18 protein-coding genes and 1 pseudogene are annotated in these 23,758 nt (G+C 57.7%); 12 read left to right on the forward strand and 7 right to left on the reverse strand.

Annotated elements, in window-relative coordinates; translation table 11 throughout:
• Positions 1 to 8 precede the first annotated feature (8 nt).
• The 6 genes from M9920_10080 to M9920_10105 all read left to right on the forward strand — a co-directional run bounded on the left by M9920_10080 (position 9) and on the right by M9920_10105 (position 5,837).
• Positions 9 to 380, forward strand: coding sequence for a metallopeptidase family protein (locus tag M9920_10080; protein ID MCO5052640.1), 372 nt, complete (start codon positions 9 to 11; stop codon positions 378 to 380).
• A gap of 158 nt (positions 381 to 538) precedes the next feature.
• Positions 539 to 1,687 carry a family 20 glycosylhydrolase gene (locus M9920_10085; protein ID MCO5052641.1) on the forward strand — a complete coding sequence of 383 codons (1,149 nt, stop codon included), beginning with the start codon at positions 539 to 541 and terminating at the stop codon, positions 1,685 to 1,687.
• A 453-nt stretch (positions 1,688 to 2,140) separates the two neighbouring features.
• Complete coding sequence (locus M9920_10090) at positions 2,141 to 2,368, forward strand: helix-turn-helix transcriptional regulator (protein ID MCO5052642.1); 228 nt, start codon at positions 2,141 to 2,143, stop codon at positions 2,366 to 2,368.
• A gap of 302 nt (positions 2,369 to 2,670) precedes the next feature.
• Complete coding sequence (locus M9920_10095; GenBank protein ID MCO5052643.1) at positions 2,671 to 3,618, forward strand: hypothetical protein; 948 nt, start codon at positions 2,671 to 2,673, stop codon at positions 3,616 to 3,618.
• 228 nt (positions 3,619 to 3,846) lie between these two features.
• Positions 3,847 to 4,518: a glutathione S-transferase gene (locus tag M9920_10100; protein ID MCO5052644.1), complete on the forward strand. Its 672-nt coding sequence runs from the start codon at positions 3,847 to 3,849 to the stop codon at positions 4,516 to 4,518.
• Positions 4,515 to 5,837: a PhoH family protein gene (locus tag M9920_10105; protein MCO5052645.1), complete on the forward strand. Its 1,323-nt coding sequence runs from the start codon at positions 4,515 to 4,517 to the stop codon at positions 5,835 to 5,837. The genes M9920_10100 and M9920_10105 overlap by 4 nt, the downstream gene beginning before the upstream one ends.
• A gap of 7 nt (positions 5,838 to 5,844) precedes the next feature.
• Here M9920_10105 and M9920_10110 read toward each other — a convergent pair whose 3' ends face one another.
• From M9920_10110 to M9920_10125, 4 genes and pseudogenes are all read right to left on the reverse strand, one after another.
• On the reverse strand, positions 5,845 to 6,375 hold the full coding sequence (locus M9920_10110) for a nucleotidyltransferase (GenBank protein ID MCO5052646.1): 531 nt from the start codon (positions 6,373 to 6,375) through the stop codon (positions 5,845 to 5,847).
• Positions 6,330 to 6,563 (reverse strand): hypothetical protein, encoded by a 234-nt coding sequence (locus tag M9920_10115; GenBank protein MCO5052647.1) that lies wholly within the window; start codon positions 6,561 to 6,563, stop codon positions 6,330 to 6,332. Before M9920_10115 ends, M9920_10110 begins: the two co-directional genes overlap by 46 nt.
• A 72-nt stretch (positions 6,564 to 6,635) precedes the next feature.
• Positions 6,636 to 6,902, reverse strand: a complete 267-nt coding sequence (locus tag M9920_10120; GenBank protein ID MCO5052648.1) for an ISAs1 family transposase — start codon at positions 6,900 to 6,902, stop codon at positions 6,636 to 6,638.
• Positions 6,841 to 7,122, reverse strand: a pseudogene (locus tag M9920_10125) (ISAs1 family transposase). The gene M9920_10120 and the pseudogene M9920_10125 overlap by 62 nt, the downstream one beginning before the upstream one ends.
• A 166-nt stretch (positions 7,123 to 7,288) precedes the next feature.
• On the opposite strand from M9920_10125, the gene hisG reads away from it, so the two are divergent.
• On the forward strand, positions 7,289 to 8,170 hold the full coding sequence (gene hisG / locus M9920_10130; protein ID MCO5052649.1) for an ATP phosphoribosyltransferase: 882 nt from the start codon (positions 7,289 to 7,291) through the stop codon (positions 8,168 to 8,170).
• A gap of 371 nt (positions 8,171 to 8,541) precedes the next feature.
• A complete protein-coding gene (locus M9920_10135; protein MCO5052650.1) occupies positions 8,542 to 9,999 on the forward strand; it encodes an NAD(P)/FAD-dependent oxidoreductase in 1,458 nt (485 codons plus the stop codon).
• 1,113 nt (positions 10,000 to 11,112) lie between these two features.
• Here M9920_10135 and M9920_10140 read toward each other — a convergent pair.
• Positions 11,113 to 11,556 (reverse strand): transposase, encoded by a 444-nt coding sequence (locus M9920_10140; GenBank protein MCO5052651.1) that lies wholly within the window; start codon positions 11,554 to 11,556, stop codon positions 11,113 to 11,115.
• Positions 11,557 to 11,712: 156 nt separating this feature from the next.
• Between M9920_10140 and glgP the strand changes: the two genes are divergently transcribed.
• The 3 genes from glgP (at position 11,713) to M9920_10155 (ending at position 17,029) form a co-directional block, all read left to right on the forward strand.
• Positions 11,713 to 13,902, forward strand: coding sequence for an alpha-glucan family phosphorylase (gene glgP / locus M9920_10145; protein MCO5052652.1), 2,190 nt, complete (start codon positions 11,713 to 11,715; stop codon positions 13,900 to 13,902).
• A gap of 164 nt (positions 13,903 to 14,066) precedes the next feature.
• Positions 14,067 to 15,242, forward strand: coding sequence for a 23S rRNA (adenine(2503)-C(2))-methyltransferase RlmN (locus tag M9920_10150; GenBank protein ID MCO5052653.1), 1,176 nt, complete (start codon positions 14,067 to 14,069; stop codon positions 15,240 to 15,242).
• Between the two features lie 143 nt (positions 15,243 to 15,385).
• Positions 15,386 to 17,029, forward strand: coding sequence for an L-lactate permease (locus M9920_10155; protein MCO5052654.1), 1,644 nt, complete (start codon positions 15,386 to 15,388; stop codon positions 17,027 to 17,029).
• An 8-nt stretch (positions 17,030 to 17,037) separates the two neighbouring features.
• Here M9920_10155 and M9920_10160 read toward each other — a convergent pair whose 3' ends face one another.
• Positions 17,038 to 21,381 carry a c-type cytochrome gene (locus M9920_10160; protein MCO5052655.1) on the reverse strand — a complete coding sequence of 1,448 codons (4,344 nt, stop codon included), beginning with the start codon at positions 21,379 to 21,381 and terminating at the stop codon, positions 17,038 to 17,040.
• A 103-nt stretch (positions 21,382 to 21,484) separates the two neighbouring features.
• Complete coding sequence (locus M9920_10165; GenBank protein ID MCO5052656.1) at positions 21,485 to 21,787, reverse strand: hypothetical protein; 303 nt, start codon at positions 21,785 to 21,787, stop codon at positions 21,485 to 21,487.
• 53 nt (positions 21,788 to 21,840) lie between these two features.
• Between M9920_10165 and M9920_10170 the strand changes: the two genes are divergently transcribed.
• Positions 21,841 to 23,343: a mechanosensitive ion channel gene (locus M9920_10170; GenBank protein MCO5052657.1), complete on the forward strand. Its 1,503-nt coding sequence runs from the start codon at positions 21,841 to 21,843 to the stop codon at positions 23,341 to 23,343.
• Positions 23,344 to 23,758 lie beyond the last annotated feature (415 nt).

Genomic DNA, 23,758 nt, shown 5'->3' on the forward strand with positions numbered 1-23,758 from the left:
TGCATCGCATGAATTGGGAGCATCTGCAAAATCTGGCGCGGATGGAAATTGACGCAACGCTGGCCGAACTGCCGGCGCCTTTGCGCGAACGGGCACGGCAAATTCCCATCGCGCTGGATCGCCAGCCCGATGCGGCCTTCGTCGCCGATGGCATCGGTCCGGAAACGCTCGGGCTTTTTACCGGCCCCGCCTTTGCGGATGCCGATCACGCGATGTCACCAGTCCCGGCGCAGATTTTCCTGTTTTTGGAAAACCTGTGGCGTTACGTCAGTGGAAATGAAACCGCCTATCGCGCGGAAGTCCGCACCACCTACCTGCACGAGCTGGGGCACTACCTCGGTTTGGATGAAGATGAATTGACCGATCGCGGTTTGGGCTGAGCGAGGCCGCGCGTGCGCTTTGCCCGGCGCACGCTAAATCTTCGCGGGATGTTCGGAAAACGAAAACCGGGATTGCGGAATTGTGGCTTGACGATTCGACTCCCGCCGGGATTGATTATCGCCAGCAAGCAGCAACCTAAACGCAATTTGAAAACGCCATGAAGACCATGAACAATTATCGTCCCACTGTTTTGTCCGGAAACTGGTCGTGGCGTATCGGAGTTATGCTCCTGGTGGTATTGGGTTGCTTAAGTTGTTGGACGGCTACGGTTACAGCGGCAACGTCAGCAGAGCCATCCTCCACGACGTTGCCGATTCGCGGCTTGCATCTGTCCGCTCCCGGAAAACAAGCAACGCCGCTTCTGGTCAAGTTCATCCGTGAGGAGCTGCCCAAGCAGGGCGTGAATACGTTGATCCTGGAGATTGGCTACCAGTACGATTACACGTCGCTCCCGGAATTCGCCGATCCGTCCGCCATGGGCGAAGCGGAGCTTAAACAAGTGTTGCGGGCGTGTCGGGAAAACGGCATCGAGTTGATTCCGCAAATCAATTGTTTGGGGCATCAATCCTGGGCCAAGTATAACGGGCGATTGTTGGACAAGCACCCCGAGTTTGATGAGACCCCGGGGAAATATCCGGAAAACAAAGGGATTTACTGCCGCAGTTATTGCCCGTTGCATCCGCAGGTGCATGAGGTCGTGTTCGCTTTGATGGATGAATTGATCAAAGTCTGCGAGGCCAAATCGTTTCACGTTGGCATGGATGAAGTTTTTATTCTGGCGGATCCCGATTGCCCGCGCTGTCAAGGCAAGGATCCGGCGCAGTTGTTTGCGGATGAAGTCAACCGCTTGCACGCTCACTTGAAAACCTTGGGCTGCCGGACCTGGATTTGGGGTGATCGGTTTTTGGATGGGAAAGCCACCAAGTTGGGCAAATGGGAGGCGAGCGAAAATGGAACCGCCGCCGCGCTGGATCTTGTGCCGAAGGATCTGCTGATTTGCGACTGGCATTACGAAGCGCCCGCGCCGACGGCGAAGTGGTTTGCCGAAAAGGGATTTGACGTGGTGACGTGTCCGTGGCGACGCCCCAAGGTGGCGCTGGAACAGTTGACGCAAATGCGCGCCCTGCGGGCCGATCCCAAACTGGCGCAACACGCGCTCGGCCTGGTGCAAACCACCTGGTGCGGCGTGCCGGAATTCGTGAACGCCTACCAAGTGGTGCAAGCCGGTGCGTTCCGCGAAAAAGATCGCGGCGCCGATTCGGCCCAATGTTTTGTGACGCTGTTTGAAGCAATGCGAAAAAAATGAGCGACGATCGCGTCGTGTTCCGCATCCAGGTTGTTGGGAAAGTCGGCAACGGTCGTTGGCCGGCGACGAAAGTTAGGGAAATCTGGAGACATGGTGACCTTGGCAGCGGAGGCGCAGCAGTTCCATTTCGCGTCGGGTGCTCAACACCTCGAGCTTTACCACCAGGGGGTCACGATGCCTCCAGTCTTTCCCCCAAAATATAAATTTTCTATTGCAACGATAGGTGAAAGGTGGAAAATCGGCATCGTTGCACCCTTTTGAAGTTCCGTTGCCCGACAGCCTTTATGGACTGATGGGCGAGACTGAACGATTCAAAAGCAATCCGCAGCCTGCTGGCTGCAAAACCAAAGGTCGGAAATGGCAAGAGCGTTACAGAAAATCACCGATTGGCCGAAACGGGCACAAATGGCGAACTATTGTGTGAAAACTTTGGCGAAAAATTGCCGGGTATCCGTGCGGACTTTGGAGCGGCATATCCAATCGCAATACGGCTTGAGCCCCCAAGCGTGGATCAACGAACTCTGGGCGCAGCGCGCGCAGCAACTGCTGTCGGCAAGCAAGAGCATCAAAGGGGTGGCGTCGAAATTAGGTTACGATGACAACCGTGTACATCACTTCACGCGAGATTTCAAGAAATGCTGTGGCATCACGCCAAGTCAGTTTTTGACTGGCGTTGCCTGATTTGCACGGCGCATGGTTTGATGGATGCGAAGTTGCATGAGAAACAAAACTGGAATGAGCCAAGGCGAAAAGTCTTTGCAGGAGCGTGATGCGAACGGTTGTGCTGGAGCGTCAAAAGTGAAGACTGACCTTCTTAAATAACGATGAATTTACACCGACTAATAAAAGAGATACTACCCGTTTTTCTGTCTATCTTGGTTGTAAGCTTTACGCTTAATGGGTTTTCCGAACAGAAACAAGTGATCAGTGGAGTTCTAAAAAGATCATATAGGCCGCCGGCCGGCATAACGAATTGTGAGCCAATGCTTTTCTCGGCTGAAGTTGCGAAACATCAGTGCAACATCTTACTTCTAGAATCGGGGCCAAATACTCCGGTGTTCAACTATGTCGTCAGTGACGGAGTGGATGTGTATCAGAGTTGGGTGCCGTTGGACCAAGCAACCGGTCATGGGTCAGAAGTTGAGTGGTATCCCCAAGGACACGGAACAACATTGATGGCCGATATTGATCAAGGTTCATTTCCCAGTCGGTTATCGGTGGCCGTCCAGATATTGTTCTTTGCATTTAATAGCACCGATTTCGCGTTGGGTAGCAATAATGTTGTGAATTTAAACGCATTTCAAAACGATCCACTTTATGATCTCTCAAACCTTTGGCAGACGGTTGAATTCTTTCCAGATAAGGCGGTCAAGGGATTTAGGGTGTTCGCACCACAACGGGGGATTCATAAGGTTGAGAATTTCGAATACACATGGTCGGAGGGTTACACGAATGGTTATTATCTACTTGCGGAATATTCCGTTGCAAAATATGACGCTAAGAATGCGCTGCCGCTAGAGTTTTCGTTCCGGCTGTATCGGCCAAAAGCTGACGATGCTGCAGGAACCGAGGATGTCGATTTTTGGGGGGAGTGGAGTTATTCTACCGAATCTGTTGATTTACAAGAAGGCGGCGTTTCTTTCGACGCCGTCCCGAAGAATAGTATTTTATCGACCAATATTCGTTCGGTGTCAATAAGTGATAATCGCCTAAACGGCCCAACAGGATCGTTTGGCTATTCAATCGCAAGTAAGGATGCGGTACCATTTAGAACTACTGAGAAGTACAAATTAGTTGCAAAAGAGTTTGCGCAGGAAACTTACAAAGGGAGAAAGGGCGCTTTTGCATTTATTTTTTTAATGCTTTCCCTGTTGCCGGTTATGGCATTGCTAGTTTTGAAAAAGAAAACAAACAATAAAATGTCGAACTAGCTAAATAGGAATCTGAAAAAATTATTAATGGGAGAATCTGGGGACATGGTGACCTTGGCGACGGAGGCGCAGCAGTTCCATTTCGCGTCGGGTGCTCAACACCTCGAGCTTTACCACCGGGGGGTCACGATGTCCCCAGTCTTTCCCATCAGCAACGAAAGTTCCGCTTGTCACCGGATGTAGCGCCGCCCAACATGTTGCCGATGTCTGACGTAACGTGGTTTTGAGATGATCGAGTTGATTCAGTTTCCGTGGAGTCCGTATTGCCTGGTGCAGCGCCACATTCTGCGGTTTGCCGGAGTTCGTTTCCAAACCACCAACCTCAAACGCATTGGCGACCGGTCGCGCATCTGGAAACTTACCCAAGCCCGCTATTACGGCGTTCCGATTCTGCGCGATGGATCGCGCGTGGTTTTTGAGACCAGCGAGACCTCCCAGGTCCTCGGCAAATATCTGGATCGGAAATTCAAACTGAACTTGTTTCCGCGTGAACGTGAAGGCGAGCAGATCATCCTCTGGCAATACCTCGAAGGGGAAATCGAAAGCCTGACGTTCAAGCTGAACGACATTTACTATCGCGAGTTTGTGGCTCAAGCGGACCAACTTCCGTTTCTTCGCCATAAAGAACGCAAGTTTGGTCGTGGTTGTATAGACGCCTGGCGCGCGCAACGCGCGTCTCTGCGGGCCGAATTGGTGGCGAAACTGACGCCGTTCGAGCGCATGGCGGCGCATCGTCCGTTTCTCCTGCGGGAACGCCCCAGCTTTGTGGACTTCGATCTGCTGGGTCTGATGAACAACTTTTTCTATTCCGGCCACTACACCTGGCCGGCGGCGTTGCCGCAACTGCATCAGTGGTACCGCCGGATCACCGCCGCCCGGCTGACTCAATTCGTCATGTGAAGAACTACATTCTCGACACCAACGTCCTGCTCCACGACCCGAACTCCTTGCTGAACTTCCGCGAGCACCACGTTCTGATTCCCATCGAAGTCATCGAGGAAATTGACCGGTTCAAACGCGAGTCCTCGGAACTGGGTCAGAATGCCCGTGCGGTTTCCCGCTTGTTGGATGCGTATCGCGGTCAGGGCAGTTTGAGCGACGGCGTGAAACTGCCCAACGGCGGCAAATTGCGGATTGCGATGCAGAAACGCAGTTTGACCAACGGCAACGGGAGCAGTAAGGGCCTGGGCGGCTCCAAGAGCGTGGATAATAAAATCCTGGCGATTGCCAAAACGCTGCAAAAAGCCGAGCCGAAACATAAAACCATTCTGGTCTCGAAAGACATCAACCTGCGCATCAAAGCTGATGCGTTGGGATTGGACGCCGAGGATTACGAAACGGATCGCGTTCATATCAAGGACCTGTACACCGGCATGATCCAGATTCAGGTCAGCCCGCAAAAACTGGCGACGTTCCGCGCCCACGGCGAGCTGGAAGTTCACGACGGTAAAATGTATTTCCCCAATGAGTACTGCACGTTGGTGGACGAAACCAATCCGAAGAAGTGCGCTTTGACCAAGGTGAACGCCACCGGCGACCGGCTCATTCCGATCCTCGACGTGCGGGATGGGGTTTGGGGCATCAAACCGCGGAATCGTGAACAACATTACGCCTTCGACGCGCTGTTGGATGATCGGGTAAAACTCGTCACGCTCATGGGCAAAGCCGGCACCGGCAAAACCTTGCTCGCGATGGCGGCCGGTTTGAAACGCACGGTGCAGGATCGTGAATTTCGCCGCGTGGTGGTGGCGCGTCCCACCATCTCCATGGGCAAGGAGCTTGGCTTCCTGCCGGGTTCGCTGGAGGAAAAACTCGCGCCGTGGATGCAGCCGATTCATGACGCGCTCGAAATGTTGAGCGATCTCAACATGGGCCACGACCATCGTCGCGGCGGCGATTTGATGCGCAGTGGCAGCATCGTGGTGGAAGCGTTGAGTTACATTCGCGGGCGCAGCATCGCGAACCAGTTCATGATCATTGACGAGGCGCAAAACCTCACGCCGCTCGAAGTGAAAACCATCGTCACCCGCGTCGGCAACGGCACGAAGATCGTCTTCACTGGCGACCCGTATCAGATTGACAACCCTTACGTGGACAGCTCCTCGAACGGGTTCAACTACATCGTGAGTAAATTCCGTCCGCAATCGGTTGCCGCCCATGTGGAACTGCAAAAAGGCGAGCGTTCCGAACTGGCCGAACTGGCCGCGAACATTCTTTGAATCGGAGTTAGACCGCAGGTGGCGTTTCGCCGCGCTCGGCGAACCAGTGGCGTAAGAACACCAGATCGGCGGCGTCCTTTTCCCGATGCGTCACGGCTTTCATGCGCCACAGCAGGCGCGGCGAAGCAAACGGAATCGGCACGCCGTCCACTTCGCGAATGACGACATCCTTGGCCGCCTCGGCGTAGTCAATTCCTCCCGCGGACCGCATCAAATCCACCAGAATCTCGTCAGCCACGCGGATGACATTATATTGCTGAAGTTCGCCGGGTTGCAGTTCCCGAACCGCGTTATCCGGCAGCGTGGCGAGCGCGGCATAAACCTTCGCCTCATTTTCCCGATCCACCGCTACCATCAGGTCCACATCGGTGGTGAGACGAGCCAAGCCGGCGGAGATGATGGCGAAACCGCCGACGACCACATATTTTGCGCCGCGCTGGTTCAACTCCTGGCAGAGTTTTGCCAGATCCGCTTGAACGGGCGGGCGACTGACTAGATTTTCGGGAGGGTGGCCCGCGCTTGCATCTTGATCATCCATGCGTCCGCTTCCTCATGAGTTTTGAACCGATAAACGCCTTTGCGCGCCCAGCGATGTTTGAACGTCCGATGCAACTCAGACCCCAACACCTGCAACTTCATCCCCGCAGTCCACGCCTCGGGCGTGACTGTGCGCCGACCCACAAAACGGTCAATCTGCTCTTCGACGTTGATAAATGGCGGTTTCAAAGCGCAGTCAGAATAAGGCGGAAACTGTGGCCTCGCAAGGGGACTTCCACGGCACTTCAGGGCTGACGCATATCAGCTTGTGAGGATGCGTTTAAGGTAATCGGGGTCAATGGCAGCACGCATCAGCTTCCCTTTGATACTGCGTTTGCAAGTCTTGTCCCGCCGCAACAGGTTCACCGCCAGTCGCCGCGTAGCGGCCAGATTCTCGGCGGCGTGCCCGCTCCGGGCGCGGCTCTGATCTTCCCCAAACACCACGTCGAGCACCCAGTGCAGGCTGTTCTCTACGCCCCAGTGTCCGCGCACTGCGCGCGCAAACTGGGGCGCGTACGTAGTCGGCATCCGCTGCGATGATTTCCTTGGCCATGTTTTTCTGGCAGTGCCGCGCGTCGGCGGTGACGATGCACCTGGCCAGTTCCAGCGCCCGCAGTAATTCGGGCATGGCGGTGATTTCGTTGCGCTTGTTTTTAACTTTGCGTTGGCCCAACCGCAGGCCGCTTTCGGTGGCCCAGGCACTGACGATCACCCGCGGGTCCTCGCCCTGGTTGAGCGCGCGCCGCACGGTCTTGCCGTCCAGCGCGACCACTTTATCAGCGAGCGAAGTGGTTTAGCCCGCCCCCGCGCCGCTCGGGACCAAACCCTCTGCCGGCATGGTGATTTTGCGATCCGCCGAAAAAATCATCGTGTTTCCCGCCGCCGTTTCACTATGCTGGAAAACATTGATGGTTATGAGCAGCAAGAAGATGCTTCGGTTCGGGTTACCCAAGGGCAGTTTGCAGGAGGCCACCATTCAAAAGATGGCCAAGGCTGGTTGGAACATTTCCGTGAGCAGCCGTTCCTACCTGCCTTACGTGGATGATCCCGAGATGGAAATCCGGCTGATCCGCGCGCAGGAGATCAGCCGCTACGTCGAGCACGGCTACCTGGATTGCGGCATCACCGGACACGATTGGGTCGTGGAGAACGGCTCGAAAGTGCATGAGGTGGGCGAATTTTTGTTCAGCAAGGTTTCCCGGCGGCCAGCGCGCTGGGTGTTGTGCGTGCCGGAACATTCACCGGTCAAATCGGTGCGGGATTTGCAGGGCAAACGCATCGCCACGGAGGTGGTCAATCTGACCAAGCGTTACCTGAAAAAGCACGGAGTCAAAGCGGACGTGGAATTTTCCTGGGGCGCCACGGAAGTGAAGGCGCACGAACTGGTGGACGCAATTGTGGAGGTGACGGAAACGGGATCATCGCTGCGCGCCAACAACCTGCGCATTGTGGACGAGCTGCTCAGTTCCACCCCGCGCTTTATCGTGAATCGCGCCAGTTGGAAGGACCCGTGGAAGCGCGAGAAAATCCAAACGATGACCATGCTGCTCAAGGGCGCGCTGGATGCCGAGGCCAAGGTGGGACTCAAAATGAACCTCCGCGAGAAAGATCTGGCGGCGTTGCTCAAAAAACTGCCGGCGCTGCGGATGCCCACCATCTCCCAGCTCAGTCTGAAAGGCTGGGTGGCGGTGGAAACCATCATTGATCAACACGTCGTGCGGGAAATGATTCCGGCGCTTAAAGCCGCCGGCGCCGAGGGCATCATCGAGTATCCACTCAACAAAGTGGTTTACTAAAACCGCTCGCAGCCGCCAAAGCTGCGGAGCAGCGAGAGCCGGTAGCCTGCGGCGTCAATCGGGGGAAAGCGACGAGCTTGGAGCAAACCCCGGAGGGGCGACCGATTCAGGTGTGCGCCGCCGATTTTCTATTGCCCCTGCCGAGGCTGATGATTTCTCCGCCCAGCACCCGCAGCTCACGCTGGGGGCTACCTTCTACCGCGCCTCCGGCGCTCAAAAGATTTCCCTGCTGAATCTTCTCTTGTTTTTTAGTGAGTTGCTTCCGGTCCACTCCCGGATGCCAAATTGACCGCGTTCGCGCGTCCGCTACGTTGCGTCGTCATGGTTTTCTGTTTCGCTTTCGTGTGCTTCATGGTTGAAAATGATCCGCAATGAAAATCAAGTTTGATTTCGATGTCGCCATCCTCGGCGCGGGCAGCGCGGGATTTGCCGCCGCGCGAACCACCACGGCGGCCGGATTGAAAACCGCGCTGATTGAGGGCGGTCGCGAAGTTGGCGGGCTTTGTATCCTGCGCGGCTGCATGCCCAGCAAGGCGTTGCTCTACGCGGCGGAAGTGCGGCATCTGGCGCGCCACGGCGCCACGTGGGGGCTGCGCCCCGGACGGATTGATTTCGATTACAAAAAAGTCATGGCGCGCAAGACGGCGATGGTTGCGGATTTCGCCGGGTACCGTCGGCAACAACTGGAACGCGGCAAATTCAAATTCATCCGCGCCAACGCCAGATTTCTTGACGCGCATACGCTGGCACTAAATCCCCTCACCCCGTCCCTCTCCCCATCCGATGGGGAGAGCGTGGCCGTCCGGCCCAGTGAGAGGAAATCGCGCCGTCTCACGGCCCGATATTTCATCATCGGCACCGGATCCATCGTCGCGCCGCCACCATTGGCCGATCTCGAAATGGTGGGCTACCTCACCAGCGACCAAGCGTTGTCGCAAACCAAACTGCCTCCATCGCTGATCGTCCTGGGCGGTGGTGCGACGGCGTGCGAACTGGCGCAATTCTTCGCGCGCTTTGACGTGACCGTGACGCAAATCCAACGCAGCCCGCACATTCTGAAGCAGTTCGATCCGGACGCGAGCGCCGCCATCGAAACCGCTTTCCGTCGGGAAGGCATCAAACTGTTCACGAACACCAAGCTGTTGCGCGCCACCCGGCAGGGCCGGTTGAAGGTGATTGAATTTGAGCAGGCCGGAAAACGGCGGCGCGTGGCGGCGGCGGAAATTTTGCTGGCGCTGGGGCGCTCCCCCAACACGGCCACGCTGGGCTTGGAACAGGCGGGCGTCAAAACGAAAAACGGACGCATTATCGCCAACACCCGACAACAAACCGGCGCCCCGCACATCTACGTGGCCGGCGATTGCACCGGACCGCATGAGATTGTTCACATTGCCATTCAGCAGGGGGAAACGGCGGCGCACAACATCGTGAACGCGCGTCGCCCACGCACGATGGATTATCGCCTGCTCACCAGCGTGGTGTTCACCGATCCGCAGGTGGCATTCGTCGGACTGACCGAGACCGAAGCGATCGCGCGCAACATTCCCTTCCGCGTCGCCAGCTATCCATTTAATGACCACGGCAAATCGCTCATCATGGAGGCGCTGGATGGTTTTGTGAAACTGCTGGCGCATCCCAAGACCGGGGAAATCCTCGGCGGTTGTTGTGTCGGGCCGTCGGGTGGCGAGCTGATTCACGAAGTAATCGTGGCCATGGCCAAGCGCATGACGGTGCGGGAATTTGCGGCCACGCCGCACTATCATCCGACCCTTGCGGAAATCTGGACCTATCCAGCGGAGGAACTGGCGGAACAGATTCCAGCGCGGTAATCCTGTTGCTGCCAGGCCGCCGCACTTGAGATTTAGCGCATTTTAAGTATTCCTATAGCCGCCGACATGACGCAGCGGGTCTTCCAACCTCAAGCCATGCGTTGAGGTCAAACGGACGATCGCTCTTGGTTTGGGACGAGCATTTCCGCGACAGCGTTCCTGGACTGCGGCAGTCTTCTGCCGCTTTCCGATCGCGGGCCGATGATTCCAAAGCGACAGAAGACTGCCGCAGTCCAAAACCTCGCGGACAGAGTCGCCATTCCCCATCCGGACCCCACCTTCATGGGGTTACACTCGTTCGGTGCCACGGCTACAACTTTAATTAAACCGCTATAGAACCTGGAATGCTCGGTAGAAACCTTCTCATTAACACCGCGTTTCAACGCGGTGGCGGACGAGGTGCCGACCAGAAAAACCGTTTGAAACGGTTTTTCCAAGCTCCGCCGCCATTAACACCCCGCTAAAGCAGGGTGTTAATGAAAGGTTTCTACCGAGCAAGCCTGTAACCAAAGTCGGCCTGGGCCAACCCGGCTGCGGCGCGAAAAACCGCGAGGTCATGGAGTGCGGTGGCCCTCTACCGCTTTTGCTCCGCAGGCTCGCGCTGGGAAAGCGGCAGAGGGCTGCCGCAGTCCAAGACGCTGCCGCGCCGTTCGCCAGCGCCACGGCAAACCTGGCTTCGCTCATTTCGGTAACGCCCCCCAGCCTGACACGGAATCCCGAAGGGATTACTGATAGTAGCCCGGCGTTTCAACGCCGGGCTATTTTCAAACATCCCTCCGGGACAATATCCCAACCCTAAAACCATCTGGAAAGCTTGGGAAAGCGGGCCTACAGTTGCGGCAGAAAGCTTGGACCGAAGGTTATTCGTCACCGCGCGTCACATGCAAACACTCCAGCTCTCCGCCAGGTCCCGATTCAGTCGGGCCAGAGCGTGGTCTTTTCGCACCACGATAGTTCATCTTGCCTCGTTACTCGTGTATCCCTTGTCCATTTGCGGGTGTCATTTTCACGCCAGCGCGTTGGCCATCAGGGCTTGAAAACGATACCCTTCGACCTCGAACAACGTCTTGCCGCCCGCCTCGGGCCGTTGGCTGAGGCGTTGGCGAACCACGATCAATCTCCGTCCCGGCGGCTCCAGTTCCACTTCCTGCACCTCCAACGGCCCTGACGGAACGCATCAAAGAAGCGGCTCAAGGTGGATTGACTGGCCACCGCTTCAATGCCCAAGACCTGCACGATGGCCGGATCACTCTGCCACCACGCCACGCGCGAGAGTTGGTCCGCGCCGCACAGAATGCCGCCCACATAACCCGACGCCACGTCGGTCGGATCATAGGCATGGGGACTGGTGGGGGCGGGCGGCAAGACGGCGCGCAACTGGTGGCGGAAGCGTTTTTGATGCCGGAAATGCGACCACACGATCATGCCTCCGTGAGCGGTCAGTCGCTGATCGGTGCAGGAAATGCGAATGGACGAAGTGGCGTCTTTGGGGTCAAGGTTCAGGCGCACCGTTTGGTGCGCCTCCGGTTGAGGCGGTCGAGCCAGAGTTTTTTGCATAAATCCAAGCTCGCCAAACGGCGCTCACTTTTTCAACTGCATCGTTCCGGCTAAGGATTCGGGGTAAGTCGCCGGGCGTGGAGTTTTTTATTTACGCGAGCCGCATGAGACGACTAAGGTTCTGACTGGGTAGATACCGATAATGGATCGCTTCTTATGGCTACGAAACCAATTCCGCAAACTGAAATAACAAATCTCGTCCAGGGCCTGCATAAAATGGCCCGCAACCTGTGGTGGACCTGGGACCAGGAAGCCCAGGAATTGTTCCAGGAACTTTCACCGCGCGGTTGGACGACGCTGTATCACAATGCCGTCGCCATTTTGAAGGAGGTTTCGGATTACGAACTGCGCGTGCGTCTGCAGGACCCGACGTTCGCCAACAACGTTCGTTACGTGTTGAAGGATTTTGAGGATTACCTGAACGAAAAATACACCTGGGGTCGCAAGTACGCTCCGGCGTTACATGAGCATCCGGTGGCTTATTTCTCCGCGGAGTTCGGGCTGCACGAGACCATGCCGATCGCCGCCGGGGGGCTGGGCATGTTGGCGGGCGATCATACCAAGTCCGCGAGCGATCTGGACATCGGGTTTGTGGGGATCAGTCTGTTCTATCGCGAGGGCTATTTCCAACAGGCGATTGATCATAACAACTGGCAGACGGAGTATTATTCCCGGTTGAACCCCGAGAATCTGCCGATGGAGCCCGTGTTGGACGCGAAGGGTCAGCGGGTGGTCATCCAGGTCCGCATTGCGTTGTCGGATGTGAAGCTCTACGCGTGGCGGGTGAACGTCGGGCGGGTGCCGATTTTATTGCTGGACGCGGATCATCCGGATAACGAACAGCATTTCCGCGATCTGACCCGGCGGGTTTATGGCGGCGACAGCACCACGCGCATCATGCAGGAAATCATTTTGGGCGTGGGCGGCGTGCGCTTGCTGCGCGCTTTGAATATCGCGCCCTCGACCTTCCACATGAACGAGGGACACGCGGCGTTTCTGACCGTGGAATTGATCCGGGAAAAAATGGCGGCGGGCCTGGAATATGCCGCGGCATTAAACGCTTCGTCCCGGGAATGTATTTTCACGACGCACACGCCGGTGGAAGCGGGGCATGACCGGTTCAATTCCGAACTGGTCGCCTACGCCGCGCACACGCTCGGGGATCAGATCAAGTTGTCGCACGAGCAGTTCATGGGGTTGGGCCGCGTGAAGCCCGAGGATCCGCGCGAGCCGTTTTGCATGACGGTGCTGGCGCTGAAAATTTCCCGCGCCGCCAACGCGGTCAGCGAACTGCACGGGCAGGTGAGCCGCGAGATGTGGCATTGCCTCTATCCGAATCGGTCGGTGGATCAGGTGCCGATCGGGCATATTACCAATGGCGTTCACGTGGCTGGTTGGATGAAAGGCACGGTGCGCAAATTCTGGCGGCAACGGCTGATCCATCCGGAACCCGTGGCGGGCGGCGGCACGACGCGCTTTTGGAAAGCCAAGGCCGGTCACGATTGGGCGCGTGAAATCAATTCCCTGGATTTTTGGAAGAAGGTGGCCGATCCGGATTTTGTCAGCGATGAGGAGTTGTGGGCGCTGCGTTACAAACTGCGGCGCGAGCTCTTGGAATTCACCCGCCGCCGCTTGTTATTGCAGGCGCAACGCGTGACGCATGAGGATTTCATTGCGTTCGATTCCTTGCTCAATCCGGACGCGTTGACCATCGGTTTTGCGCGCCGCTTCGCAACCTACAAACGCGCGCCGCTGATTTTTGAGCAGTTCGATAACATCGTGAAACTGACGCGCGATGTGAAGCGCCCGATTCAGTTCGTCTTCGCGGGCAAGGCGCATCCACGCGATGACGCGGGGAAAGCGTTCATTCAAAAGATCATTCACCTCAGCAGGTACAGCGATCTGAAGGGCCGGCTGGTCTTCATTGAGAATTACGATGTGCATGTGGCGCGGCAAATGGTCTCCGGCTGCGACATCTGGTTGAACAATCCGCGGCGGCCTCTGGAGGCGTCGGGCACGAGCGGCATGAAGGCGGTTTGTCAGGGGTGCTTGAATTTCAGCATTCTCGATGGCTGGTGGCGCGAGGGGTATAATGGCGAAAACGGCTTCGCCATCGGCGCGGACTCGAATCCTTCCGATGTCAACCAGCAGGATCGTCAGGATAGCGCCAACCTGTACCAAACGCTGACCGAGCAGGTGATTCCGACGTTCTTCGATCGCGACGAGAACGGCATTCCGCATCGGTGGTTGCAAAAGATCCGCAACGCGATGGCCACATTGGTGGTGCAGTTCAGCACGGACCGGATGGTGCGTGATTACACGGAAAAATACTACCTGACCAAATAAGACTGAAAGGCTGGTTGACCGTCCGCTGCGGGCCGCGATAAGCGTTCGAGAGGTGGCCGGAGTTGAGGCTGCGGAATCATCCGTTCCAAATGAAAAATATGCGCCAGCGTGATTGCGTCTCAGGTTTCAACGCAAACGGCGGGTGGGGTGGCCACTGAAAATTGATGCCCACGGATATTAAATCTCTGACCCGGGACGAACTGGAAGCGCAGTTCGCCGCCTGGGCGCTACCCGGCTACCGCGTGAAGCAGGTCATGGACTGGCTTTACGTCAAGCGGGCCACCTCGTTCGAGGCAATGAGCAATCTGCCCAAGGCGCTCCGCGAGCAGTTGCAGCGGGAGTACACTTTGCAGACGCTGACGCTGGTGCGAAAGCAGGGCAGCCGCGACACCACGCAGAAATTTTTGTGGCGGCTGGCGGATCACGCTTTGATCGAGAGCGTTTTGATTCCGGCGAATCCCTCGCTCTATGGCGCGGCGAGTGATCGCCACACGCTATGTCTTTCCACGCAGGTTGGCTGCGCGCACGGTTGCAAATTCTGCGCGAGCGGTTTGAAAGGCTGGAAGCGGAATTTGCTGCCGCACGAAATGGTGGAGCAGGTTTTAGGCGTGGAACGATACTGCGCGGACGAGGCGGTTGCCGCGCCCGCCGTCACGTCAGGATCAGTTGCCGTTGAAGCGCCACCAGCGATATTGTCCCCCCGCAATCCCGGACGCGCATTCCCCAGCGAGCGGGCCGTGGACAACATTGTCGTGATGGGCATGGGCGAACCATTTGCCAATTACGATCAACTGATGAAAGCGCTGCGATTGTTGAATTCACCGTGGGGCGGACGGATCGGCGCGCGCAAGATCACTGTGTCCACCAGCGGCCTCGCGCCGCAGATCCGGCAGTTTGCCGACGAGCCGGAACAGTTTTCCCTCGCCGTCTCCCTGCATGGCGCCACGGACGCCGTGCGCGGCCAGATCATGCCGGTGAATCGCAAGTATCCGCTCCAGGAACTGGTCGCCGCGCTCGACTATTATCAGGCCAAGCGCGGGCGGATGATTACTTTTGAATACATTCTCATCGCTGGAGTGAACGACGCTTTGGATCAAGTGAAGCCATTGGCCGCGCTGGCCCGACGGCTCAAAGCCAAGGTGAATTTGATTCCTTACAACACCGTCGAGGGCTTGTCCTGGCAGCGTCCTTCCGATTCGGTTTGCGAGAAATTTCTACTGCTGCTCAAGGCGCAAAAAGTGGTTTGCACGTTGCGCCGGGAAAAGGGCCACGACATTGACGCGGCCTGCGGACAGTTGCGCTTGAAGACTGAACGCGAGTTGGAAACGGCCAAATCCTGACGCGCCAGCGCGCTTTCCCGGCGGTCCCCCCCCCGCAAATGTTCCCGGTAGTTCCCAGCCAGCGCCGGCAGCGCGGCTGGCGACTGGCCCGAATGAGTACTGGACGAGGCTGGATAATTTGGGTTTTTTAGGCGGCGTTCGCCATGAGTTGGCTCCAGAATTACGATCCACTCGGAAATACTTTTTTATCCACCATCGTGGCGGCGCTGCCGGTTGTGGTGTTGTTATCCGCGATTGCCTGGTGGCGAATCCGTGTGCATCTGGCGGCATTGGGCGGCTTGGTGGTGGCGTTGCTGATCGCGTTGTTCGTGTATCGAATGCCAGCCGTGGCGGCGGGCGCAACGACGCTGTATGGCGCCGCGTTTGGTTTGTTTCCCATCGGCTGGATTATTCTCAACGTCATTTTTTTGTATCAACTCACGGTGGAGCGCGGGTTGTTTGCCACGTTGCGAAACAGTCTGGCGCGGATTGCGCCCGATCCACGCATTCAACTGATTCTCATCGCGTTTTCTTTCGGCGCCTTCATCGAAGGCATGGCGGGCTTCGGCACGCCGGTAGCCATTACGGGCGCGATTCTGATTCAGCTTGGTTTCAAACCGTTGCAGGCCTCGGGCCTGGCGTTGATTGCCAACACCGCGCCGGTGGCGTTCGGTTCGCTGGGTATTCCCATCACCACATTGGAAGCCGTCTCCGGTCTGGATGCCAGACTGGTTTCGGCCATGATCGGTCGGCAGTTGCCGTTCTTCTCGCTGATTATTCCGTTTTGGATTGTGGCCGCCTTCGCCGGTTGGCGGGGCATGTGGGCGGTTTGGCCGGCCGCCTTGGTGGCTGGTGTTTCCTTCGCCGTACCGCAATTTCTGGTTTCCAACTTTCACGGGCCGTGGCTGGTGGACATCATTTCCGGCGCGTGTTCCATTGGCGCGACGGTTGGGTGGTTACGGGTTTGGCGGCCAAAGGAAATCATGCGCCTGCCGACGCCGGAAGGGACCGCGCCGCCGGAGGCAGCGGCGTCCGTGCCGCGTCGGGCGGTGGTGCGGGCGTGGTTGCCGTGGGTCATTCTGACCATGCTGTTGTTGCTTTGGGGCACGCCCCAGGTGAAAACATTTCTGGATCGGGTGGCCCCCTTCAAGTTTGCCGTGCCGGGGTTGCATCAGGTGGTCTCGCGGGTGCCGCCGGTCGCGCCACCGGACGCCAAACCCGAGGCGGCGATCTTCAATTTGAATCTCGGGTCAGCCACGGGCACGGGCATCTTGGTCGCCGCCATTTTATCCGGTTTATTGATGGGCTACTCGCCGCGCCGGTTGGTTTGGCAGTACGGCCGCACGTTTTGGCATATCCGTTTTTCCCTCCTCACCATCGCGGCCATGCTCGCGTTGGGCAATGTCACGAAGTATTCCGGCACGGACGCCACCCTCGGATTGGCCCTGGCGCGTACTGGTGTCTTGTACCCATTTTTTGGCACGTTGCTCGGCTGGTTGGGCGTGGCGCTGACCGGTTCCGATACCGCGTCCAACGTGCTCTTCGGCAGTTTGCAACGCATCACTGCCGAGCAGACGGGGGTGAGCGCGATTCTGATGGGCGCGGCCAACAGCGCCGGCGGGGTGATGGGGAAAATGGTGGATGCGCAAAGCATCGTCGTGGCCAGCACCGCCACGAATTGGTTCGGTCACGAAGGGAAGATTCTCCGCTTCGTGTTTATCCACAGCCTGGTGCTGGCGATTTTGATGGGGCTGTTGGTGTTGTTGCAAGCCTACGTCGCGCCCTTTACCAGCATGGTGGTGAAGTGAGCGCGCGCCTAGTTCAGACTGAACGTGCCGTCCGAGGCGCGCAGTGAAAGCGACTCGGGCAGCTTCTGCGGATTGATGCGAACCAACACTCGATGCACTCCCGCGCTCAAGTCCGCGGCGGATTCGCCGGGACCGCCGATCAGGCGTGAATCCACCCACAGGTCGCCCGAAGTGGTTTGAAGATTGAACGTCACTTTCCCGGCTTGCGGCAGGGTCAAATCAACCGCCGCCACCACTTCCAACAAACCGGCCCAACTCCGCTCCTGGTTGGCCGCCGCCAACGTGTCACGATTCAACTGACCCTTCACCAACGTGTAAACCGGCTGCCACATTTTATCCGTCAACGGCGCGGTCCACATGCGCCCGCTTTGGTTGTTTTGCTGGTCCATCGGGAGCACCGGATAAATCCACCAGCGCCGCGCCACGCCACCCTGACTCGCGTCAAATTCGCCGGGCTTGCCCAGTTGGGCGAGAAACGCGATCAAGTCCGCTTGTTCAGCGGCAGTCAGGGTGTCGAGTAATCCGCTGGGCATCAGCGAAATCGTTCCGTTCTGGCGATGCTCAATGTTGCGTTTCGCGATTCGCACTTCGGCATTCTGCAAATTGCGCAAGATCACTTCGTCCGGAGTTTCGCCCGCCAGCGTGCCGGTGAGGCTTTGCCCGTCGTCGGTGTCAATGTTCACCGAAGCGTATCCCTCCTTGATTTTGGCGCTTGGCAGCACGAGCGATTCAACGAGGTAATCCACCGGCGCACTGGCCCCGATGCTGGTCAGATCCGGACCGACCCGGCCCCCCGCACCGCCGATGGCATGACAGGTCAGGCACGCGAGGTCCTGACGGCGATAAATCAATTCGCCCCGCTGCGGATTACCTTGAGCCATGGCTCGGCTCGCGAGTTCGTGAATGGCTTCCGCCGTCAGCGTGGTCGTGTCAACATTCAATCCGCCCGCTTTGGCAAACGCGGCGACCAGTTCCACATCGTTGCGACCACCTTCGCGGGCGACCTTCATGCCGGCCGAGGCTGCCACCGGTGACAAACCGGTTTCCGGCAGCGCGGTCCGCAAGGCGGCTTCCGCGCCTTTGCTGGCTAAAATCGCGCGCCAAAGTTCAAGCGCGGTGGCTTCGTCCGAAATGGTTTTTGCAATGGCCATGGCGCGCGGCAGGGCGGCGTCCAGGCTGATGGTGGCCAGGGCGGTTACGGCCTCGCGGCGCACGACTTCGTTCTGATTTTCCTCGGTCAAAGAAATCAAGGTTGCGGTGGCGGACTGGCCCAGTTGCCGCAGCGCGTTGAAAGCGGCCGCGCGTTGGGCCGGCGTGGTGTCGGGTTGACTTGCCAATACGCTCAGTTTGTTTTCCTGCCCACCCCAGGCTTTCCACTCACTCCCGAGTTTGAGCGCGGCCAGTTGAATGTTCGCGTTTGGATCCTCCAACAGCGTGTGAATTTCAGTCAGGTCGCCGCGGGGCTTCTGTTCACGCAACCGGGCGGCTTCACTCAGAGCCTGCAAGGCGCGCGTGGCGGCGGCCGCATCAAAACCGTGGTGCAAAACCTGATCGAAAAGTTGTCGCAGTTCCTTGGGCGTGCCCGCGGTGCCAATGATCTCAATCCAAGGGCCGCTGCCATCTTTGGTCAACGGACGCGAGGCGAGCAGTTGTTCAAGTACGCGACTGGTTTGTTCCGGGCGGAGCGCTTGCAAACCGAATTCGAGCTGCTTCTCGCGACCTTCCGGTTGCCACTCGCCGCTTTGCAGGGCGGCGATCCACGGCTCCGCCAGATCGTTGATGGTCAGCCAGAGCGCGTAATCCAGCGTGGCGTCCATGGACTGATTTAACACACTGAGAGCGAGTTCAGCGGATCGCGCGGTTGGAACGTGTGCGAGCGCTCGCAGCGCTTCGACGCGGACGCGCGGGGAGGGATCATTGATGAGTTGAGCGAGCTGATTGGTGGCGTTCGCCGTGGCGGGATGGTTCGCCAGGAACCGCGCGGCGGCGGCGCGAAAGTTTGCGTCGCTGGCCGTGGCGACGGTTTGCACCAGTGATGCGTCCGTCCCTCCCAAAGCTTCCGTGAGCCAAAGCGCTTCGAGTTGGGCGCGCGGTTCACTTTGTCCGGCCAACCATTTCGCAACTTTCCGTTTTGCCGTGTCGGGTTTGGTGTCCTTGAGTTTTAACGCGCCGAGGCGGCGGGCTTGCTCCTGCGTCCAACCGTTGTCCGACAGGGTGAGATCAAGCAGCGATTCGAGCGGGAGTTTGGCGAGATTGGCGCGCGGTGTTGGGCGACTGTTTTTCGCCGCCACGCGCCAGATCCGACCGTGTTCGTGGTCGCGGCGTGGATCGCGAAAATCCACTTCGCCATGTTGAATGATGGGATTGGACCAATCGGCAACATAGAGCGCGCCGTCCGGACCCATGCGCAAATCAATCGGGCGGAAGGTGACATTGGTCGAGCGCAGCAAATCAGGCATTTCCTTGCCGTGAAAAGTCGAGCCGTTTTCGTTGAGTTTGAAGCGGACGACGCGATGGGCGCGAAAATCACAGGTGATCGCGTCGCCCTGCCAATCGGCTGGGAAACCGCTGCCGCGAATCATTTCAAGACTGCAAAACTTTGGCCACGCTCCGGGCGTAACGCTGTCCGCCTCGCGGCGCATATCGCTGTAGGTGAAATAAGTCGCGCCTTCCATCGCGTGGTAGATGCCTTTAAGTCCCGCGCCATCGGTAAAAAAATCATTACCGAATTGGTCCCAATGATGCCCCCACGGATTGCATGGGCCTTTGAGAAAAACCTCGAGCCGCCAATTGTCCGGATTAAAGCGCCAGATGCCGCCGCTGTTGAGGCGGCGCACTCCGTAGGGCGTTTCAAGATGAGAATGAGTGTAGAGCGATTGTTGCAGGTAAAGATGGCCGTCGTAACCCCAGCGCAGCGTGTGGAGGTTGTGATGCGTATCCTCGGTGCCGAAGCTGGAGAGGACGATGGTTCTTTCATCCGCTTTGCCGTCTTGATTTCGATCCGCAAAGTGGAGCAATTGATGACTGGCAGCCACGTAACAGCCGCCGGCATTATCCGGCACCACTCCGGTGGGGATGAGCAGTCCGTCCGCAAAGACCGTGGACTTGTCCGCTTTGCCGTCGCCGTCGGTGTCTTCCAGCACGATGATGGCGTCCTCGGCATCCTGCCCGGGCGCAATTTGCGGATAGACGCGTGAGCTGGCGATCCATAGCCGTCCCTGCGCGTCCCAATTCATTTGGATGGGTTTGTAGAGCAGCGGGTCCTCGGCCCAGAGCGTCACCTCGAATCCGTCCGCGATTTCAAAAGTGGGCAGCGTTTGTTGGCGATAATTGGGATCGCGATGCTCGCGGGCCGGCTCCAATAGTTTCTGTTGTGCTTCAGCCACTCTGGCCGCGTCTTGGTGTTTCAAATTCCGCAATCCGCCAATGCGGGTTTCCCATGCGGCAATGAGTGGATCAAACTCGGGAATCTCGCGGGCGTTTTGCCCCTGTTCATGTTTGCGAAAGCCGAAGAGGTAGGTCCAGTTGGCGGGACGCCAGCGGTGAAAGAACAGTTCGTTCTTTTTGCGGATCGCGGCGCGCAGGAGTTCGTAGGGTTTTCCCGTGGCGACCTTGCGGGACGGAAAAAGTTGGCGCTGCAGATAAGCCGCCAGACTGGCATAACCGGATTCGGTCAAGGTGACTCCGTCCAGGGTTGCCGCCGGTGGGCGTGAAAAAAAAGTTCCCGCCGACCAATCGAGCAGCGATTGGAAATCCGCGTGGCGCGCGGCAGCGACCGCAGCGATGGCGTCATTGCATGAGGTCAAACAAGCCTGGGCCGCTTCGCGACACAATGGGGAACAGCCTTCGTGATCTCCGTGCGGCGTCGGCCCCAGCAGAACAAACCGCACCGGTTGTGGAGTGGTGGCTTCGATGGTGTCCATCAAGCGGCCGAGGTCGGCTTTGAATTTCTCCAACTTGGCGGCTTGCGCTTCGGGTCGGGTTTCCTGCAGTTCAAGCGCGGCGGTCATTCCGTAGCTCAGGAAGGCCACCGTGGGTTTCACCAGAGCCACCTGTTCTTTCACCCGTTTGAGCCACTCGGACTCCGGTTTGTTCCAATCAAAACTTGCCTTGCTGCGGCCGAGCGGAGTGTCCGCCGACCAGGAAAGGTTACGAAAGGTGAGGGTTCGATCCGGAAACGCGGCGGTAAAGTGAGCTTCGATGTGTCCGTAATCACCCTCGCGCTCGAAACTGGTATCGCCCATGAACAGCACGCGATCGCCGTCGTGTGGTTCCGTCACCTCGGCGGCATAGGTCAAAGAGCTTAACCCCGTGAGAACGATTAAAATTCCGGTCTGATAAAGTAATTTCATGTGCGGTTATCCTGGGCACTATAACGATTCAATTAAGCGATGGCGAGGGCTTTAGGCAAGCCGCGAAACTCGAAGCGGCGTTTTGGCATCACGCCGGCCATTATCAATTCTCGGCGCCGGGTTGCGTGCTGGCGGCCACAGGTCTGCGCTGCCGGTTGGCCGAGCGGGTAAAAGCGCTGCATGGCACTGGAGCATTGCGTGTCGAGAGCGTTGCCTCAGCAGACGATTTTTCCACCGGACATTTTTTACTTTTGGCAAGGCGCTGGTTTGATATAAATATGCCAAGTAACAGATAAGCTGTAGTGATGCTTTCAAATCCAAGCGTCTGAAATAATTCCACAGCGGCGGGTATTAAGTCCCGCGATGCGAGCTTGGTCTGGAGTTGCGGGCTTTCCGCCAGCGTCACGGTAGAGTGAATACGGATTCTCCCAACCAAATTGAACAACCGAAAGAAATCAAATGAGTGAAATAATTGATCAAATAAGCGTCCAAGTGGCTGAATTCGGCCCGAATTTACTGGCAGGATTGGCCATTTTGATATTGGGGTGGTTGGTGGCGTTGTTCGCGGCGTTCCTGGTGCGCAAGCTCCTCGATAAGACCGTCCTCGACAACCGGATTGCCCAATGGTTGGTCGGGACCAATTCCAAGATGCCGATTCCGGTGGAACACTGGGTGAGCCGGGCGGTTTTCTACTTCATCATGCTGTTCGTGCTGATTGCGTTTTTCTCGGCGGTCAAGTTGCAAGCGGTCATCGAACCGTTGAATGCGTTGCTGCAACCGCTGTTGGACTACCTGCCGCACTTGGTGGGAGGAGCGATTCTGGTGCTGATCGGTTGGGTGGTTGCCACGATCTTGAAGAAAATTTTAAGCGGCGCGTTAAAACTGGCCAAACTGGATGAGAAGCTTGGCGGCGCGATCGGTCGGGACGGGAAAGGACTGATCTTGAGCGATGCGTTGGCGGAAACCGCATATTGGTTGGTGTGGCTCTTTTTTCTGCCTTCCATTCTGCAAGCCCTGCGAATGCAGGCTCTGTTGGAACCCGTTACGACCCTGCTGAACAAGGTCTTTGAATTTTTACCCAACCTGGTTTCAGCCGGAGCCATCGGTTTGGTTGGCTGGTTCATCGCGCGGGTGGCGCAGCGGCTTGTGCAGAGCTTGTTGGTCGCCGCCGGAGCCGATCAGTTGGGCGAGAAATGGGGTCTCAACGCTTCTCTGGGCAAACAAAAGTTGTCGGGAGTGCTCGGACTGGTGGTCTATTTTGTTATTCTCGTACCCGTTTTGATCAGCGCCCTGGCCGCTTTGAAGTTGGACGTGATCACCCAGCCGGCCAGCGACATGCTCGGAAAAATTTTGGGCGCACTGCCGAATGTCATCGGCGCACTGGTGATTCTGTTGATTGCCACTTTGATCGGCAAGGTGGTCTCCGGCTTGGTGACCAATTTGTTGGCCGGGTTGGGCTTCAACAACGTCCTGGTCCGGTTGGGGCTGACCAAAACTCCCGCCCAAGGCAAGCAAGCCCCGGCGGCGATCATAGGGTTGCTGGTATTTGCCGTCATTCTGCTCTTCGCATCCATTGCCGCCGCCGAGTTGTTGGAGTTCCAAGCGGTGGGGACCTTGATCAAGGATTTTATCGGATTCGCCGGTCACGTCATCATGGGCGTGGTCATTTTAGGATTGGGCTTGTGGCTTGCTGAATTTGTCAGCAAAGCGATCGCCACGGCTTCTTCCCGTCATGCCGCCGGGCTGGCGACTTTTACGCGGATCGTGATTCTGGCATTGGCCGGAGCCATGGCACTGCGCCAAACCGGACTTGCCAATGACATCGTGAATCTGGCCTTTGGACTGACTTTGGGTGCGGTGGCCGTCGCGACGGCTCTGGCCTTCGGGTTGGGAGGACGGGAAACGGCGTCTCGCATGTTGGAAGATTGGTCGAAACGCTCCAAAGAAAATTCCGATAAATGAAGCGCGGCGGTGCGGCCCGCTACAGCAGTTTAATTAAAGTTGTAGCCGTGGCACCGAACGAGTGTAACCCCATGAAGGTGGGGTCCGGATGGGGAATGGCGCCTCTGTCCGCGAGGTTTTGGACTGCGGCAGTCTTCTGCCGCTCCTATGGGGCTTGTGATTTGTTGCCAGTGAATTTCCACACGTATGCCGCGCCGCTGGCGCTGGGAACGGAGCGCGGGCGGTCCCGCGCCCGCAGCGCTGCGTCAGACCAGAAGGCGTTGATGGATCCGCAAGCCGAGCTTCCGGTTCACGCGCTGCGGACGGAGACCGTCCGCGCTCCGGGAACACCTCGGTCTTTATTCCGTTGCCAACGATTCTCCGGACCGAGCTGGCGGTTGACCACATCACCGGCCGCGCCGGTGCTCGTCCCGGA

This window comes from Verrucomicrobiia bacterium (assembly GCA_023953615.1).
GTDB lineage: Bacteria > Verrucomicrobiota > Verrucomicrobiia > Limisphaerales > JADLHS01 > JADLHS01.